The organism is Pseudomonas sp. S5D5 (assembly GCF_003013355.1).
Classification (GTDB): domain Bacteria; phylum Pseudomonadota; class Gammaproteobacteria; order Pseudomonadales; family Pseudomonadaceae; genus Aquipseudomonas; species Aquipseudomonas aylmerensis.
Genome location: NZ_PTEO01000001.1, coordinates 872318 through 888136 on the forward strand (window position 1 = coordinate 872318; position 15819 = coordinate 888136).

General features: G+C 58.4%; 13 protein-coding genes and 2 tRNA genes. 14 read left to right on the plus strand and 1 reads right to left on the minus strand.

Translation table 11 applies throughout. From position 1 onward, the window contains the following. Positions 1-74 precede the first annotated feature (74 nt). From carB to C9990_RS04190, 3 genes are read left to right on the plus strand one after another with little or no spacing between them, the layout of a single operon-like run. Positions 75-3296: a carbamoyl-phosphate synthase large subunit gene (gene carB / locus C9990_RS04180; protein ID WP_065910267.1), complete on the plus strand. Its 3222-nt coding sequence runs from the start codon at positions 75-77 to the stop codon at positions 3294-3296. Next, positions 3293-3769, plus strand: coding sequence for a transcription elongation factor GreA (gene greA, locus C9990_RS04185; protein WP_106802603.1), 477 nt, complete (start codon positions 3293-3295; stop codon positions 3767-3769). Before carB ends, greA begins: the two co-directional genes overlap by 4 nt. A 28-nt stretch (positions 3770-3797) precedes the next feature. After that, positions 3798-4202, plus strand: coding sequence for an MFS transporter (locus C9990_RS04190; RefSeq protein ID WP_106802604.1), 405 nt, complete (start codon positions 3798-3800; stop codon positions 4200-4202). 9 nt (positions 4203-4211) lie between these two features. Here C9990_RS04190 and C9990_RS04195 read toward each other — a convergent pair whose 3' ends face one another. Then, the gene (locus C9990_RS04195) at positions 4212-4520 is read right to left on the minus strand and encodes a YhbY family RNA-binding protein (RefSeq protein WP_010206607.1); all 309 of its coding nucleotides are present in this window, start codon (positions 4518-4520) and stop codon (positions 4212-4214) included. 106 nt (positions 4521-4626) lie between these two features. Between C9990_RS04195 and rlmE the strand changes: the two genes are divergently transcribed. The 11 genes from rlmE (at position 4627) to infB (ending at position 15774) form a co-directional block, all read left to right on the plus strand. Next, on the plus strand, positions 4627-5277 hold the full coding sequence (rlmE, locus tag C9990_RS04200) for a 23S rRNA (uridine(2552)-2'-O)-methyltransferase RlmE (RefSeq protein WP_010206606.1): 651 nt from the start codon (positions 4627-4629) through the stop codon (positions 5275-5277). 200 nt (positions 5278-5477) lie between these two features. Beyond that, a complete protein-coding gene (gene ftsH / locus C9990_RS04205) occupies positions 5478-7388 on the plus strand; it encodes an ATP-dependent zinc metalloprotease FtsH (protein ID WP_032803717.1) in 1911 nt (636 codons plus the stop codon). Positions 7389-7396: 8 nt separating this feature from the next. Next, positions 7397-8248: a dihydropteroate synthase gene (gene folP, locus C9990_RS04210; protein WP_106802605.1), complete on the plus strand. Its 852-nt coding sequence runs from the start codon at positions 7397-7399 to the stop codon at positions 8246-8248. Between the two features lie 16 nt (positions 8249-8264). Continuing rightward, positions 8265-9602, plus strand: coding sequence for a phosphoglucosamine mutase (glmM, locus tag C9990_RS04215; protein ID WP_065910270.1), 1338 nt, complete (start codon positions 8265-8267; stop codon positions 9600-9602). Positions 9603-9668: 66 nt separating this feature from the next. Next, a complete protein-coding gene (gene tpiA, locus C9990_RS04220) occupies positions 9669-10424 on the plus strand; it encodes a triose-phosphate isomerase (protein ID WP_058427650.1) in 756 nt (251 codons plus the stop codon). Positions 10425-10428: 4 nt separating this feature from the next. Further along, positions 10429-10812, plus strand: a complete 384-nt coding sequence (gene secG / locus C9990_RS04225) for a preprotein translocase subunit SecG (protein ID WP_010206600.1) — start codon at positions 10429-10431, stop codon at positions 10810-10812. 22 nt (positions 10813-10834) lie between these two features. Further along, positions 10835-10920 (plus strand) — tRNA-Leu (locus tag C9990_RS04230). A gap of 96 nt (positions 10921-11016) precedes the next feature. Continuing rightward, positions 11017-11093, plus strand: a tRNA-Met gene (locus tag C9990_RS04235). Positions 11094-11233: 140 nt separating this feature from the next. Further along, entirely contained in the window at positions 11234-11692 is a 459-nt protein-coding gene (gene rimP, locus C9990_RS04240; RefSeq protein WP_003235029.1) for a ribosome maturation factor RimP, read from the plus strand. A gap of 47 nt (positions 11693-11739) precedes the next feature. Continuing rightward, positions 11740-13221, plus strand: coding sequence for a transcription termination factor NusA (gene nusA / locus C9990_RS04245; RefSeq protein WP_008057419.1), 1482 nt, complete (start codon positions 11740-11742; stop codon positions 13219-13221). A 27-nt stretch (positions 13222-13248) separates the two neighbouring features. Continuing rightward, on the plus strand, positions 13249-15774 hold the full coding sequence (gene infB / locus C9990_RS04250; protein WP_025857113.1) for a translation initiation factor IF-2: 2526 nt from the start codon (positions 13249-13251) through the stop codon (positions 15772-15774). Positions 15775-15819: the final 45 nt, after the last annotated feature.

The following is a 15819-nucleotide window of genomic DNA, read 5'->3' on the forward strand; positions in this document are numbered from 1 at the left end:
GTGGCCCCCGCAGGCTCTTCAAAGAATGTTCAAGACGGCTTGCCGACTGACCTGCGGATTTGAGTGACAAACCCATGCCAAAACGTACAGACATAAAAAGCATCCTGATTCTCGGCGCTGGCCCGATCGTTATCGGCCAGGCCTGCGAATTCGACTACTCCGGCGCCCAGGCCTGTAAAGCCCTGCGCGAGGAGGGCTACCGCGTCATCCTGGTGAACTCCAACCCGGCGACCATCATGACCGACCCGGCCATGGCCGACGCCACCTATATCGAGCCGATCAAGTGGCAGACCGTTGCCAAGATCATCGAGAAAGAGCGTCCGGACGCACTTCTGCCTACCATGGGCGGCCAGACTGCACTGAACTGCGCCCTGGATCTGGAGCGCGAAGGCGTGCTGGAGAAGTTCGGCGTAGAGATGATCGGCGCGAATGCCGACACCATCGACAAGGCTGAAGACCGTTCGCGTTTCGACAAGGCGATGAAGTCCATCGGCCTGGCGTGCCCGCGCTCCGGTATCGCCCACACCATGGAAGAAGCCAACGCAGTCCTCGAGACCCTCGGCTTCCCGTGCATCATCCGTCCGTCCTTCACCATGGGCGGCACCGGTGGCGGTATCGCCTACAACCGTGAAGAGTTCGAAGAAATCTGCGCCCGTGGTCTGGATCTGTCGCCGACCAAGGAACTGCTGATCGATGAATCGCTGATCGGCTGGAAAGAATATGAAATGGAAGTTGTCCGCGACAAAAAGGACAACTGCATCATCGTCTGCTCCATCGAAAACTTTGACCCGATGGGCGTGCACACCGGTGACTCGATCACCGTTGCTCCGGCACAGACCCTGACCGACAAGGAATACCAGATCCTGCGTAATGCCTCCCTGGCGGTATTGCGCGAGATCGGCGTGGAAACCGGCGGTTCCAACGTTCAGTTCGGTATCTGCCCGAACACTGGCCGTATGGTCGTGATCGAGATGAACCCGCGTGTATCGCGTTCGTCGGCCCTGGCGTCGAAAGCGACCGGCTTCCCGATCGCCAAGGTCGCGGCCAAGCTGGCTGTGGGTTACACCCTCGATGAGCTGTCGAACGACATCACCGGCGGCAAGACCCCGGCGTCCTTCGAGCCGTCCATCGACTACGTCGTCACCAAGCTTCCACGCTTCGCCTTCGAGAAATTCGCCAAGGCTGACGCGCGCCTGACTACTCAGATGAAGTCGGTTGGTGAAGTCATGGCCATCGGCCGTACTTTCCAGGAATCCCTGCAGAAAGCCCTGCGCGGCCTGGAAGTGGGCGTTTGCGGCCTGGACGAGAAGCTCGACCTGAGCAACCCGGAAAGCATGAGCGTGCTCAAGCGCGAGCTGACCGTGCCGGGCGCCGAGCGTATCTGGTACGTGGCTGACGCCTTCCGCGCCGGCATGACCGTCGAAGACATCTTCGGCATGAACATGATCGACCCGTGGTTCCTGGTGCAGATCGAAGATCTGATCAAGGAAGAAGAGAAGGTCAAGACCCTGGGGCTGGCCAGCATCGACCGCGACATGATGTTCCGCCTCAAGCGCAAAGGCTTCTCCGACCAGCGCCTGGCCAAGCTGCTGGGTGTGACTGAGAAGAACCTGCGCACGCATCGCCACAAGCTGGAGATCTTCCCGGTCTACAAGCGCGTTGATACCTGCGCCGCCGAGTTCTCCACCGACACCGCCTACCTGTACTCCACCTATGAGGAGGAGTGCGAAGCCGCCCCGTCGGGTCGCGACAAGATCATGATCCTGGGCGGCGGTCCGAACCGTATCGGCCAGGGTATCGAGTTCGACTACTGCTGCGTACACGCCGCTCTCGCCCTGCGCGAAGACGGGTACGAGACCATCATGGTCAACTGCAACCCGGAAACTGTTTCCACCGACTACGACACCTCTGATCGCCTGTACTTCGAGCCAGTGACCCTGGAAGACGTGCTGGAAATCGTGCGCGTCGAGAAGCCAAAGGGCGTGATCGTCCAGTACGGCGGCCAAACCCCGCTGAAACTGGCGCGTGCCCTTGAAGCGGCCGGCGTGCCGATCATTGGCACCAGCCCAGATGCCATCGACCGTGCGGAAGACCGTGAGCGCTTCCAGCAGATGGTTGAACGCCTGAACCTGCGTCAGCCGCCGAACGCCACCGTGCGCAGCGAAGACGAGGCCATCCGCGCCGCCAGCAAGATTGGCTACCCGCTGGTGGTGCGTCCGTCCTACGTACTGGGCGGTCGGGCGATGGAAATTGTCTACGAAGAAGAAGAACTCAAGCGTTACCTGCGCGATGCGGTGAAAGTGTCCAACGACAGCCCGGTGCTGCTGGACCACTTCCTCAACTGCGCCATCGAAATGGATGTGGATGCGGTCTGCGACGGCACTGACGTCGTGATCGGCGCGATCATGCAGCACATCGAGCAGGCGGGTGTTCACTCCGGTGACTCGGCGTGCTCGCTGCCACCGTACTCGCTGCCGGCGCACATCCAGGACGAGATGCGCGAACAGGTCAAGAAAATGGCCCTGGAACTGGGCGTGGTCGGCTTGATGAACGTACAGTTGGCGCTGCAAGGCGAAGACATCTACGTCATCGAAGTCAACCCGCGCGCTTCGCGTACCGTGCCATTTGTTTCCAAGTGCATCGGTGTGTCCCTGGCCATGATCGCTGCCCGCGTGATGGCCGGTAAGACCCTGAAGGAAATCGGCTTCACCAAGGAAATCATTCCGAACTTCTACAGTGTGAAAGAGGCGGTGTTCCCATTCGCCAAATTCCCTGGTGTGGACCCGATCCTGGGCCCAGAGATGAAGTCCACCGGTGAAGTGATGGGCGTGGGCGATACCTTCGGTGAAGCGTTCGCGAAGGCCCAGATGGGTGCCAGCGAAGTGCTGCCGACCGGCGGTACTGCGTTTATCAGCGTGCGTGATGATGACAAGCCACTGGTTGCAGGCGTGGCCCGTGATCTGATCAACTTGGGTTTTGAAGTCGTGGCCACCGCCGGGACCGCCAAGCTGATCGAGGCTGCCGGCCTGAAAGTGCGTCGCGTGAACAAGGTGACGGAAGGCCGTCCGCACGTGGTCGACATGATCAAGAATGACGAAGTCACGCTGATCATCAACACCACCGAAGGTCGCCAGTCGATCGCGGACTCCTATTCCATTCGTCGTAACGCCTTGCAGCACAAGATCTACTGCACCACCACCATTGCTGCTGGCGAAGCCATCTGCGAAGCACTCAAGTTCGGTCCGGAAAAGACCGTGCGTCGCTTGCAGGATCTACACGCAGGATTGAAGGCATGACCAAATACCCAATGACCGTCCAGGGCTTCAAGGCCCTGGAAGAGGAGCACGCCCATCTGATCAAGGTCGTACGTCCAAAGCTGAGCCAGGACATCGGTACGGCCCGCGAACTGGGTGACCTTAAGGAAAACGCCGAATACCACGCTGCTCGCGAGCAGCAAGGTATGGTCGAGGCGCGGATCCGTGACATCGAAGGCCGCCTGCAGAACTCGGTGGTCATCGACGTAACGACCATTCCGAAGACCGGCAAGGTGATTTTCGGCACCACCGTGGAAATCGCCAACGTCGAGACTGACGAAAGCGTGGTCTACCACATCGTCGGGGAAGACGAAGCTGACTTCAAACTCGGCAAGATCTCCGTCGGCTCCCCGCTTGCCCGCGCCTTGATTGCCAAGGAAGAGGGTGATGTGGTGGCGGTCAAGACGCCGGGTGGCGTGATCGAGTACGAGATTGTTGAAGTCCGTCACGTCTGAACGGCGGCGCCCGCTTCGTGCGGGCGCCATGCTTTGGCAGCTTGCCCAGATGCTTTGGGTGGGCGGCCTGTGGTTGTTGCACATTGGCGTGTTACCGGCGCTGGGCCTGATTGGCCTGGCACCGTTGCTGATCGATGAGATCGATGGATTACTGAGTGCGCTGCTGGTGGGTTTTGCGGCGGCGTGCGTGACGCTCCAGTCGTTGGTGCTGGTCAAGGCCGAAGGCTTGGGGAGTTTGTGGCGGGATATTCGCGGCCAACTGCTGTTGATGGCGCTGTATGCATGTGCGATGTACTGCATCGTGCATGTGTGGCTGCCGGAAGCGTTGCGCTGGCAGTTATTCAGCTATCTTGTGCTAGGGTTCTCCGGCCTGGTGCTGGTTATACAGCCTGCACCGGGATGGAGTGGCGGGGCGCGCGAAGCACGCCCGTGACCCTTGTTGTCATTTGAAGCGATGAACGTTCGACAGTTGCTTGTTGACGCTGAAGTTCTTGCGATACAGCAGCGCCATCTTGCCGATGACCTGGACCAGGTCCGCTTTGCCAACCTTGCACAGTTCTGCAATGGCGGCCAGGCGCGCTTCGCGGTCAAGGATATTGACCTTGATCTTGATCAGTTCGTGATCGTTCAGTGCGCGTTCAAATTCGGCTAACACACCTTCAGTCAAACCGTTATCTGCCACAATCAAAACTGGTTTCAGATGGTGGCCAATGGATTTGTACTGTTTCTTCTGCTCTTGAGTGAGCGGCATAATCTGACCCCTGCGTCTGATCTTGTAAAAAGCGGCGGCCAGTTTACCCGAGCGAGTCCGGGACCGCCCAGTTAATCACGACCCGTTTTATTTTTCGAGGTGGCCCGTGGCCCGTTCCAAAACTAGCCTTAAGTGGCTGCAAGAGCATTTCAACGATCCTTACGTCAAAAAGGCGCAGAAGGACGGCTACCGGTCCCGGGCCAGCTACAAGCTGCTGGAGCTCCAGGACAAGGACAAATTGTTTCGCCCCGGCATGAGCGTAATCGACCTGGGTGCAGCACCCGGTGGCTGGTCCCAGGTGGCCAGTCGTCTGATTGGCGGGCAAGGCCGATTGATCGCTTCCGACATCCTCGAGATGGACAGCATCCCGGATGTAACCTTCGTGCACGGCGACTTCACCCAGGACGCCGTACTGGCCGAGATCCTGGAAGCCGTCGGAAATTCGCAGGTAGACCTTGTGATTTCCGACATGGCCCCCAATATGAGTGGATTACCGGCTGTTGATATGCCGCGAGCCATGTTCCTCTGCGAGTTGGCATTGGATCTGGCGGGGCGGGTATTGCGTCCGGGTGGTGATTTCCTGGTCAAGGTCTTCCAGGGTGAAGGCTTCGACGAGTACCACAAGAATATCCGCAAGCTGTTCGACAAGGTACAGATGCGTAAACCGGACTCTTCCCGGGACCGGTCTCGCGAGCAATATCTGCTGGCGCGGGGGTTCCGCGGCATTGAAGGCGCTGCCAGTGATGAGCGTCTTTGAAGGTTTGAAGGGAGTCGATAGGTTTTTTTATATCGCTTTCGTCACGAAGCTTTACGAATATTGTGTAGTCAAAGTTTCACAAAGGGTTACAGACGGCGCCTGCCAGAGTTGTAGGTAATGTAGTAAGTTAGGCCGGTGAATATCATGCGAAGCGCGCGCCAGTAGCGGAGCTTGCTTCAGAGGGTAGTTAATTGAACGATATGGCAAAGAATCTGATCCTGTGGTTGATCATCGCGGCTGTCCTGGTGACGGTGATGAACAACTTCTCCAGCCCTAACGAGCCGCAGACCCTCAACTATTCCGACTTCATCCAGCAAGTTAAGGATGGCAAGGTCGAGCGCGTGGCGGTTGATGGCTACGTGATCACCGGCAAACGCAACGATGGCGACAGCTTCAAGACCATTCGTCCGGCCATTCAGGACAACGGTCTGATCGGCGACCTGGTGGATAACCATGTGGTTGTCGAGGGCAAGCAGCCTGAGCAGCAGAGCATCTGGACTCAACTCCTGGTGGCCAGCTTCCCGATCCTGGTGATCATCGCCGTGTTCATGTTCTTCATGCGCCAGATGCAAGGCGGTGCGGGAGGCAAGGGCGGGCCGATGAGCTTCGGCAAGAGCAAGGCGCGCCTGCTCTCCGAAGATCAGGTGAAGACCACCCTGGCTGACGTCGCGGGTTGCGACGAGGCAAAGGAAGAAGTCGGTGAGTTGGTTGAATTCCTGCGCGATCCTGGCAAGTTCCAGCGCCTGGGCGGCCGTATTCCTCGCGGCGTGCTGATGGTCGGTCCTCCGGGTACCGGTAAAACCTTGCTGGCCAAGGCGATTGCCGGTGAAGCCAAGGTGCCTTTCTTCACCATTTCCGGTTCTGACTTCGTCGAAATGTTCGTCGGTGTCGGCGCCAGTCGCGTTCGCGATATGTTCGAGCAGGCCAAGAAACACGCACCGTGCATTATCTTCATCGATGAAATCGACGCTGTTGGTCGCCATCGTGGTGCTGGCATGGGCGGTGGTCACGATGAGCGTGAGCAGACCCTCAACCAGTTGCTGGTCGAGATGGATGGTTTCGAGATGAATGACGGCATCATCGTCATCGCTGCGACCAACCGTCCTGACGTGCTGGACCCTGCGCTGCTGCGTCCAGGCCGCTTCGACCGTCAGGTTGTCGTGGGCTTGCCGGATATCCGTGGTCGCGAGCAAATCCTCAAAGTACACATGCGCAAAGTGCCAATGGGTGACGATGTCGCTCCGGCAGTGATTGCGCGTGGTACGCCGGGTTTCTCCGGTGCCGACCTGGCTAACCTGGTCAACGAAGCTTCGTTGTTCGCGGCCCGTACAGGTAAGCGCATCGTCGAGATGAAAGAGTTCGAACTGGCGAAAGACAAGATCATGATGGGCGCAGAGCGCAAATCCATGGTCATGTCCGAGAAAGAAAAGCAGAACACCGCTTACCACGAAGCCGGTCACGCCATTGTGGGTCGCGTTGTGCCAGAGCATGATCCGGTCTACAAGGTGTCGATCATTCCTCGGGGTCGGGCGCTGGGTGTCACCATGTTCCTGCCGGAAGAGGATCGTTACAGCCTCTCCAAGCGTGCGCTGATCAGCCAGATCTGCTCACTGTACGGCGGTCGAATTGCTGAAGAGATGACCCTGGGCTTTGATGGCGTAACGACCGGGGCTTCCAATGACATCATGCGTGCCAGTCAGATTGCGCGGAACATGGTGACCAAGTGGGGCTTGTCGGAGAAACTCGGTCCGTTGATGTACGCCGAGGAAGAGGGTGAGGTATTCCTGGGTCGTGGGGGTGGTGGTCAGAGTGCCAGCTTCTCCGGCGAGACAGCCAAGCTGATCGACTCCGAAGTGCGCAGCATCATTGACCAGTGCTATGGCACGGCCAAGCAGATCCTGACCGACAACCGTGACAAGTTGGACGCCATGGCTGACGCGTTGATGAAGTACGAGACTATCGATGCTGACCAGATCGACGACATCATGGCGGGCCGTACGCCGCGTGAGCCGCGTGATTGGGAAGGTGGTTCGGGCACCTCTGGCACTCCGCCTGTCGTGCAGAACGAACGCCCTGAAACCCCGATCGGTGGTCCGGCAGCTGACCACTAAGGTTTGAAATGACTTCTGTGTTGTCCTCCACCCGGTTGCCTTGCGGCAACCGGGTTCTTGATTTGGCCCATACGCACGTGATGGGCATTCTTAATGTCACCCCTGACTCCTTTTCCGACGGCGGCCGCTTCAGTCAGCTCGATGCTGCGTTGCGCCATGCCGAAGCAATGGTGTCGGCGGGGGCGACCCTGATTGATGTCGGCGGTGAGTCGACTCGGCCGGGCGCTCGGGTGGTTTCTCCGTTGGAGGAGCTGGAGCGTGTGGCGCCGATTGTCGAGCGCATTGCTCGCGAGCTGGATGTCATTATCTCGGTCGATACTTCCACCCCGGCAGTCATGCGTGAGACGGCGCGCCTGGGGGCGGGGTTGATCAACGACGTGCGTTCCCTGCGGCGTGACGGCGCACTGGACGCGGCGGCGGCTACCGGTCTGCCGGTGTGCCTGATGCATATGCTGGGTGAGCCCGGCAATATGCAGGACAACCCGCATTATGATGACCTGGTGGGTGAAGTGAGCAGCTTCCTGGCTGAAAGGGTCGCTCAATGCGCCGCATTCGGGATTGCGCCTGAAAAGATTATCCTGGATCCAGGGTTTGGCTTCGCCAAGTCCTTGCAGCACAACTTGAGCCTGTTCAAGCACATGGAGTCCCTGCATGCCCTTGGTCGGCCCCTGTTGGTCGGTGTTTCGCGCAAGAGCATGATAGGGATGGCACTGAATCGTCCGGTAGGTGAGCGGTTGTACGGCGGTCTCGCACTCGCGGCGCTTGCTATGACCAAGGGTGCGCGTATCTTGCGCGTGCATGATGTCGCCGAGACGGTGGATGTGGTGCGCATGATTGCCGCGGTAGAATCAGCCGAATAAGAATGATGGAGCACTTATGACTAAAAAATATTTTGGCACCGACGGTATCCGTGGGCGGGTCGGCGAGTTTCCGATTACTCCGGATTTCATGCTCAAGCTGGGGTGGGCGGCAGGTATGGCGTTCCGTAGCATGGGCGCCTGCCGCATCCTGGTGGGTAAGGACACTCGAATTTCCGGGTACATGTTTGAATCCGCACTGGAAGCTGGTTTGTCCGCCGCGGGCGCTGATGTGATGCTGTTGGGGCCGATGCCGACGCCGGCTATCGCCTACCTCACGCGTACCTTCCACGCGGAAGCCGGGATTGTCATCAGTGCTTCTCACAATCCCCATGATGACAACGGCATCAAGTTTTTCTCGGGTCTGGGCACCAAGCTGCCGGATGAGATCGAGTTGATGATCGAAGAGCTGCTGGACGCACCGATGACGGTGGTTGAGTCCAGCAAGCTGGGCAAGGTGTCGCGCATCAACGACGCCTCTGGCCGCTACATCGAATTCTGCAAGAGCAGCGTGCCAAGCAGCACCAATTTTGCCGGGCTGAAAATTGTTGTCGACTGCGCCCATGGTGCGACCTACAAGGTGGCCCCGAGCGTATTCAAGGAGCTTGGGGCTGATGTGACAGTGCTGTCGGCCCAGCCTAACGGGTTGAACATCAACGACAACTGTGGCTCGACGCATATGGGCCAGTTGCAGGCGGCGGTCCTGGCCGAGCATGCGGACCTGGGCATTGCCTTCGACGGTGACGGCGATCGCGTGCTCATGGTGGATCACACCGGCGCCGTGGTCGACGGGGATGACCTGTTGTTCATCATTGCTCGCGACCTCCATGAGCGTAACAAGCTGCAAGGGGGTGTCGTCGGTACGCTGATGAGCAACCTGGGGTTGGAGTTGGCCCTGGCAGATCTTGGCATTCCGTTCGTGCGTGCCAATGTCGGTGACCGCTATGTGATCGCCGAGTTGCTTGAGCGCAACTGGCAGATCGGTGGGGAAAACTCGGGGCATGTTGTTTGCTTCCAGCACACCACCACCGGTGACGCGATCATTGCTGCGCTGCAGGTGCTATTGGCCCTGCGTCGCCGTGAAGAGAGCCTGGCCCAGGCGCGCCAGGCCCTGCGCAAGTGCCCACAAGTATTGCTCAACGTGCGTTTTGCCGGTGGCGAAAACCCGATCGAGCATCCCGCTGTCAAAGAGGCGTGCGAGCGTGTGACCCTTGCAATGGCGGGGCGTGGCCGCGTGTTGTTGCGCAAGTCCGGCACAGAGCCTCTGGTGCGTGTCATGGTCGAAGGTGACGACGAAACTCAGGTTCGCGGCCATGCCGAAGACCTGGCAAAACTGGTAACTGAAGTTTGCGCCTGAATTCGGCTTGCCAGTGATGATGTGGTTGGGTAACATCTGCGCCCACTTTGACCGACGAGGTACAGCATGCGTCGCACTATGGTAGCTGGTAACTGGAAGATGCACGGTACCCGCGCCAGTGTCGCTGAGCTGATCAATGGCCTTCGTCACTTGGCCTTGCCTAGCGGTGTTGATGTCGCGGTTTTCCCGCCTTGCTTGCATATCACTCAAGTAGTTGATGGCTTGAAAGGCAAGTCGATTCAGGTCGGCGCGCAGAATTCTGCGGTGGAAGCCATGCAAGGTGCGTTGACCGGTGAGATTGCACCGAGTCAATTGGTCGATGCGGGTTGTTCCTATGTGCTTGTCGGGCACTCCGAGCGCCGTCAGATGATGGGCGAGCGTGATGGGACACTCAATCGCAAGTTCGCAGCGGCACAGGCTTGTGGCTTGATTCCAGTGTTGTGCATAGGGGAGACCCTGGAGCAGCGTGAATCGGGCAAGACTCTTGAGGTTGTCTCGCGTCAGCTGGGCAGCATCATCGAGGAGCTGGGTGTTGGTGCGTTTGCAAAGGCAGTTATTGCTTACGAGCCGGTCTGGGCCATTGGCACCGGGCTGACTGCTACACCGCAACAGGCGCAGGATGTGCACGCAGCCATCCGCGCGCAGTTGGCGGCAGAGAATTCTGAAGTCGCACAAGGTGTGCGTCTTCTATACGGCGGCAGCGTGAAGGCGGCCAATGCGGTCGAACTGTTCGGCATGCCGGATATCGATGGGGGGCTCATTGGTGGAGCTTCCCTGAATGCAGATGAGTTCGGTGCGATCTGTCGCGCCGCGGGAAACTGAAAAAATGCTGGAAACAGTCGTAGTCGTTTTTCATCTGTTGGCTGCCCTGGGCGTAGTTGCCCTGGTTTTGTTGCAACAGGGTAAAGGTGCGGATGCTGGTGCGTCTTTCGGTGCAGGTGCTTCAAATACTGTGTTCGGAAGCCAAGGTTCCTCTACCTTTCTTAGTAAGTTTACTGCTATACTTGCCGCCGGTTTCTTCATAACCAGCTTGGGGTTAGGTTACTTTGCTAAAGAGAAAGCTCATGTGCTGACTCAGGTAGGTCTCCCAAACCCAGCAGTGTTGGAAGTACCAAAAGCAAAACCGGCTTCTGATGATGTCCCGGTGCTTCAAGAGCAAAAGTCGGCTACTCCAGCGACTGACGTACCTCCAGCTCAAGAGCAGAAGTAAGAAGGGTTGTAAACGCTGTATTGCCGAGGTGGTGGAATTGGTAGACACGCAACCTTGAGGTGGTTGTGCCCATAGGGTGTAGGGGTTCGAGTCCCCTTCTCGGTACCAATTATCAGGAGAGCCCGCTGTTGCGGGCTTTCTTGTAGGTGGAAGGTTACATTGACCCTGTAAGGGATCGGTCGTATACTTCCGCCCCAGCTTTGTCGCGGGGTGGAGCAGTCTGGTAGCTCGTCGGGCTCATAACCCGAAGGTCGTCGGTTCAAATCCGGCCCCCGCAACCAGTTTTAGCGGAGCCCCTTTTAAGGGGCTTTTTGTTAGCTGGACACTTTCAACGCCGCTGTTCGACGGCGTTTCAAGGATGGGCGTTTCGCCCATTTTTTTATTTTGCACAGCATGCACATACATGCACGAGGGGGTTCAGGTGTCGAGCAAGCTAGAAGAGTTGCAGGCCTTGTTGGCCCCGGTGGTCGTGGCCCTAGGCTATGAATGCTGGGGTATTGAGTTTTCGGCTCAAGGTCGCCACTCAATGTTGCGCGTTTATATCGATAAAGAGGGCGGCGTGCTGGTGGACGATTGTGCCATTGTCAGCCGTCAGATCAGCGGTGTCCTGGATGTTGAAGATCCGATCTCCGTTGAATACACCCTCGAAGTTTCCTCGCCAGGCATGGAACGCCCACTGTTCACTATTGATCAGTTTGCAAAATTTGCCGGTGAACAAGTGAAGATCAAGCTGCGATCCCCGTTCGAAGGGCGTCGCAACTTTCAGGGCCTTCTGCGCGGTGTAGAAGAACAGGATGTCGTGGTGCAGGTAGAAGACCATGAGTTCCTGTTGCCGATCGATATGATCGACAAGGCCAACATTATTCCCAGTTTTGACTGAGACGCGGATCCCGCGGATCCAATGGCTTGCGAAAGGCGAGGCGTACGATGAGCAAAGAAGTACTGCTGGTTGTTGAGTCGGTATCCAATGAAAAGGGCGTACCGGCAAACGTGATTTTTGAAGCGCTGGAGCTGGCCCTGGCCACTGCAACCAAAAAGCGTTTTGAAGACGAAGTTGATCTGCGTGTGGAAATCAACCGCCACACCGGTGCCTATGAGACTTTCCGTCGCTGGACGGTCGTCGAAGAAGCCGATCTTGATGATCCGGCCATCGAAACCTGGCCAAGCAAGGTTGCTGAAACGCACCCTGGCGCCAAGGTCGGTGATGTCGTCGAAGAAAAGATCGAATCGATCGAATTCGGCCGTATTGCTGCACAGACCGCCAAGCAGGTCATTGTGCAGAAGGTTCGCGAAGCCGAGCGCGCTCAAGTCGTTGACGCTTATCGCGAGCGCCTGGGTGAAATCATCTCCGGCACCGTGAAAAAAGTTACTCGCGACAACGTGATCGTCGACCTGGGCAACAACGCCGAAGCGTTGCTGGCCCGCGAAGACATCATCTCTCGCGAAACTTTCCGTGTTGGCGTGCGTTTGCGCGCGCTGCTCAAGGAAATCCGCACCGAGAACCGCGGCCCTCAGTTGATCCTGTCGCGTACCGCGCCGGAAATGCTGATCGAGCTGTTCCGTATTGAAGTGCCGGAAATTGCCGAAGGCCTGATCGAAGTCATGGCTGCGTCCCGCGACCCGGGTTCACGCGCCAAGATCGCGGTTCGCTCCAAGGACAAACGCATCGACCCGCAAGGCGCTTGCATTGGTATGCGCGGTTCGCGCGTCCAGGCAGTGTCGGGCGAATTGGGCGGTGAGCGTGTGGACATCGTCCTGTGGGACGATAACCCGGCGCAGTTCGTGATCAACGCCATGTCGCCGGCTGAAGTGGCGGCAATTATCGTTGACGAAGATGCCCATGCAATGGACATCGCCGTTGGCGCAGACAATCTGGCTCAGGCCATTGGTCGTGGTGGTCAGAACGTGCGTCTGGCCAGCCAACTGACCGGCTGGACCCTGAACGTGATGACCGAATCGGACATCCAGGCTAAGCAGCAAGCTGAAACCGGTGACATCCTGCGCAACTTCATCGATGAGTTGGAAGTCGACGAAGACCTGGCGCAGGTGCTGGTAGATGAAGGCTTCACCAGCCTGGAAGAGATTGCCTACGTACCGTTGGAAGAAATGCTCAACATCGACGGCTTTGACGAAGACACCGTCAACGAGCTTCGCGCTCGGGCCAAGGATCGTTTGTTGACTAAAGCCATCGCTACTGAGGAAAAGCTGGCAGACGCCCATCCGGCCGAAGACCTGCTCTCGCTTGAGGGTATGGACAAGGATTTGGCGATGGAACTGGCGGTGCGCGGCGTAATTACCCGCGAAGACCTGGCCGAGCAGTCTATTGACGATCTGCTCGACATCGACGGCATTGACGATGATCGTGCCGGCAAGTTGATCATGGCCGCCCGAGCCCATTGGTTCGAGTAATTAGGCGCGGCCTGAGGAGAGAAGTGCATGACGCAAGTCACGGTGAAACAACTGGCCGATGAGGTCAAAACACCGGTAGAGCGCCTGTTGCAGCAGATGCGTGAGGCAGGTCTGCCGCACACCGCCGCCGATGAAGGTGTGAGCGATAGTGAGAAGCAGTCTTTGCTGACTCACTTGAAGAGCAGCCACAAGGCGAAAGTGGAAGAACCGCGCAAGATTACATTGCAGCGCAAAACCACCAGCACACTGCGTGTTGCTGGTAGCAAGAGCATCAGCGTTGAAGTACGCAAGAAGAAAGTCTTCGTACAGCGCAGCCCGGAAGAAATCGAAGCCGAGCGCAAACGCGAACTGGAAGAACGTCGCGCAGTAGAAAATGCTGCTCGTCAGAAGGCTGAAGAAGAAGCCAAGCGTCGCGCCGAAGAAGAAGCGCGTCGCCAGCCTGCTGCTGCGCAACCTGCTGCCACTGAAGCAGTCGCCGCGCCAAGCGCGCCGGTAGAAGCTGTGCGTGAGGCCGCTCCGGTTGCCGCCGCACCTGCTCCTGCAGCTGACGCCCGCAAGCGCGACGAACCGCGTCGTCCAGACAAGCCACGTGCCGACGATAACAATCGTCGTGGTGGTGGCGGTGATGGCGAGCGCAAAAACGCTCCGCATCGTGCGTCGGTCAAAGAGAAAGCGCCTGCTCCACGCGTTGCCCCACGTACTACCGACGAAGAAAGCGATGGCTTCCGTCGTGGTGGTCGCGGCAAGGCCAAGCTGAAAAAACGCAACGCCCACGGTTTCCAGAGCCCAACCGGCCCTGTCGTGCGTGAAGTGAAGATCGGCGAGACCATCACTGTGGGCGATCTGGCCCAGCAGATGTCGGTCAAGGCTGCTGAAATCATCAAGTTCATGTTCAAGCTGGGTACTCCGGCCACCATCAACCAGGTACTGGATCAGGAAACTGCCCAACTGGTTGCTGAAGAGCTGGGCCACAAAGTGACCCTGGTCAGCGACACCGCCCTGGAAGATTCCCTGGCCGAGTCCCTGAAGTTTGAAGGCGAGGCTGTTTCCCGTGCGCCGGTCGTGACCGTAATGGGCCACGTTGACCACGGTAAGACATCCCTGCTCGACTACATCCGTCGTGCCAAGGTAGCTGCAGGCGAAGCCGGCGGCATTACCCAGCACATCGGCGCTTACCACGTTGAAACCGACCGTGGCATGGTGACGTTCCTCGACACCCCGGGTCACGCCGCGTTTACCGCAATGCGTGCTCGTGGTGCCAAGGCGACCGACATCGTGATCCTGGTGGTTGCAGCGGACGACGGCGTGATGCCACAAACCATCGAAGCTGTTCAGCACGCGAAAGCGGCTGGCGTGCCGCTGGTGGTTGCCGTGAACAAGATCGACAAGCCGGGCGCTGATCTCGATCGCATCCGTAGCGAACTGTCGGTTCACGGCGTGACTTCCGAAGAGTGGGGTGGCGACACTCCATTCGTACCGGTCTCTGCGAAGATGGGTACCGGCGTTGACGAACTGCTCGAAGCCGTTCTGCTGCAAGCCGAAGTTCTGGAACTGACCGCTACCCCATCGGCTCCTGGCCGTGGTGTCGTGGTTGAGTCCCGCCTCGACAAGGGCCGTGGCCCGGTGGCGACCGTCCTGGTTCAAGACGGTACCCTGCGCCAAGGCGACATGGTGCTGGTCGGTTCGAACTACGGCCGTGTACGTGCCATGCTCGACGAGAACGGCAAGCCAATCAAGGAAGCAGGTCCAGCTATCCCGGTCGAGATCCTCGGCCTGGACGGTACGCCGGACGCTGGCGACGAGATGAGCGTGGTTGCCGACGAGAAGAAAGCCCGTGAAGTGGCTCTGTTCCGTCAAGGCAAGTTCCGCGAAGTCAAACTGGCCCGTGCTCACGCTGGCAAGCTGGAAAACATCTTCGAGAACATGGGCCAGGAAGAGAAGAAGACGCTTAACATCGTCCTCAAATCTGACGTCCGTGGTTCCCTCGAAGCGTTGAACGGCGCCCTGAACGGCCTGGGTAACGACGAAGTGCAAGTGCGCGTTGTCGGTGGCGGTGTCGGTGGTATCACCGAATCCGACGCCAACCTGGCACTGGCTTCCAACGCTGTACTGTTCGGCTTCAACGTGCGTGCCGATGCTGGCGCTCGCAAGATCGTCGAGCAGGAAGGCCTGGACATGCGTTACTACAACGTCATCTACGACATCATCGAAGACGTCAAGAAGGCCCTTACCGGCATGCTTGGCAGTGACGTCCGGGAGAACATCCTGGGTATCGCCGAAGTACGTGACGTGTTCCGCTCGCCGAAATTCGGCGCGATCGCCGGCTGCATGGTTGTCGAAGGCACCGTGTACCGTAACCGTCCAATCCGCGTACTGCGTGAAGACATCGTTATCTTCGAAGGCGAGTTGGAATCCCTGCGCCGCTTCAAGGATGACGCTTCTGAAGTACGTGCCGGCATGGAATGCGGTATCGGCGTCAAGAGCTACAACGACGTCAAGGTTGGCGACAAGATCGAAGTCTTCGAGAAGGTTCAGGTTGCTCGCAGCCTCTAACTCGCGCACTTCAGGAGCCACACGGCGTGTGGGCATGCAGATGCC

What these genes read in the sequence shown, in the direction of transcription:
- C9990_RS04190 (WP_106802604.1), top strand. Translation starts at nt 3,798, where the DNA reads ATGCTTTGGCAGCTTGCCCAGATGCTTTGGGTGGGCGGCCTGTGGTTG.
- carB (WP_065910267.1), top strand. Translation starts at nt 75, where the DNA reads ATGCCAAAACGTACAGACATAAAAAGCATCCTGATTCTCGGCGCTGGC.
- tpiA (WP_058427650.1), top strand. Translation starts at nt 9,669, where the DNA reads ATGCGTCGCACTATGGTAGCTGGTAACTGGAAGATGCACGGTACCCGC.
- folP (WP_106802605.1), top strand. Translation starts at nt 7,397, where the DNA reads ATGACTTCTGTGTTGTCCTCCACCCGGTTGCCTTGCGGCAACCGGGTT.
- glmM (WP_065910270.1), top strand. Translation starts at nt 8,265, where the DNA reads ATGACTAAAAAATATTTTGGCACCGACGGTATCCGTGGGCGGGTCGGC.
- infB (WP_025857113.1), top strand. Translation starts at nt 13,249, where the DNA reads ATGACGCAAGTCACGGTGAAACAACTGGCCGATGAGGTCAAAACACCG.
- greA (WP_106802603.1), top strand. Translation starts at nt 3,293, where the DNA reads ATGACCAAATACCCAATGACCGTCCAGGGCTTCAAGGCCCTGGAAGAG.
- secG (WP_010206600.1), top strand. Translation starts at nt 10,429, where the DNA reads ATGCTGGAAACAGTCGTAGTCGTTTTTCATCTGTTGGCTGCCCTGGGC.
- nusA (WP_008057419.1), top strand. Translation starts at nt 11,740, where the DNA reads ATGAGCAAAGAAGTACTGCTGGTTGTTGAGTCGGTATCCAATGAAAAG.
- ftsH (WP_032803717.1), top strand. Translation starts at nt 5,478, where the DNA reads ATGGCAAAGAATCTGATCCTGTGGTTGATCATCGCGGCTGTCCTGGTG.
- C9990_RS04195 (WP_010206607.1), bottom strand. Translation starts at nt 4,520, where the DNA reads ATGCCGCTCACTCAAGAGCAGAAGAAACAGTACAAATCCATTGGCCAC.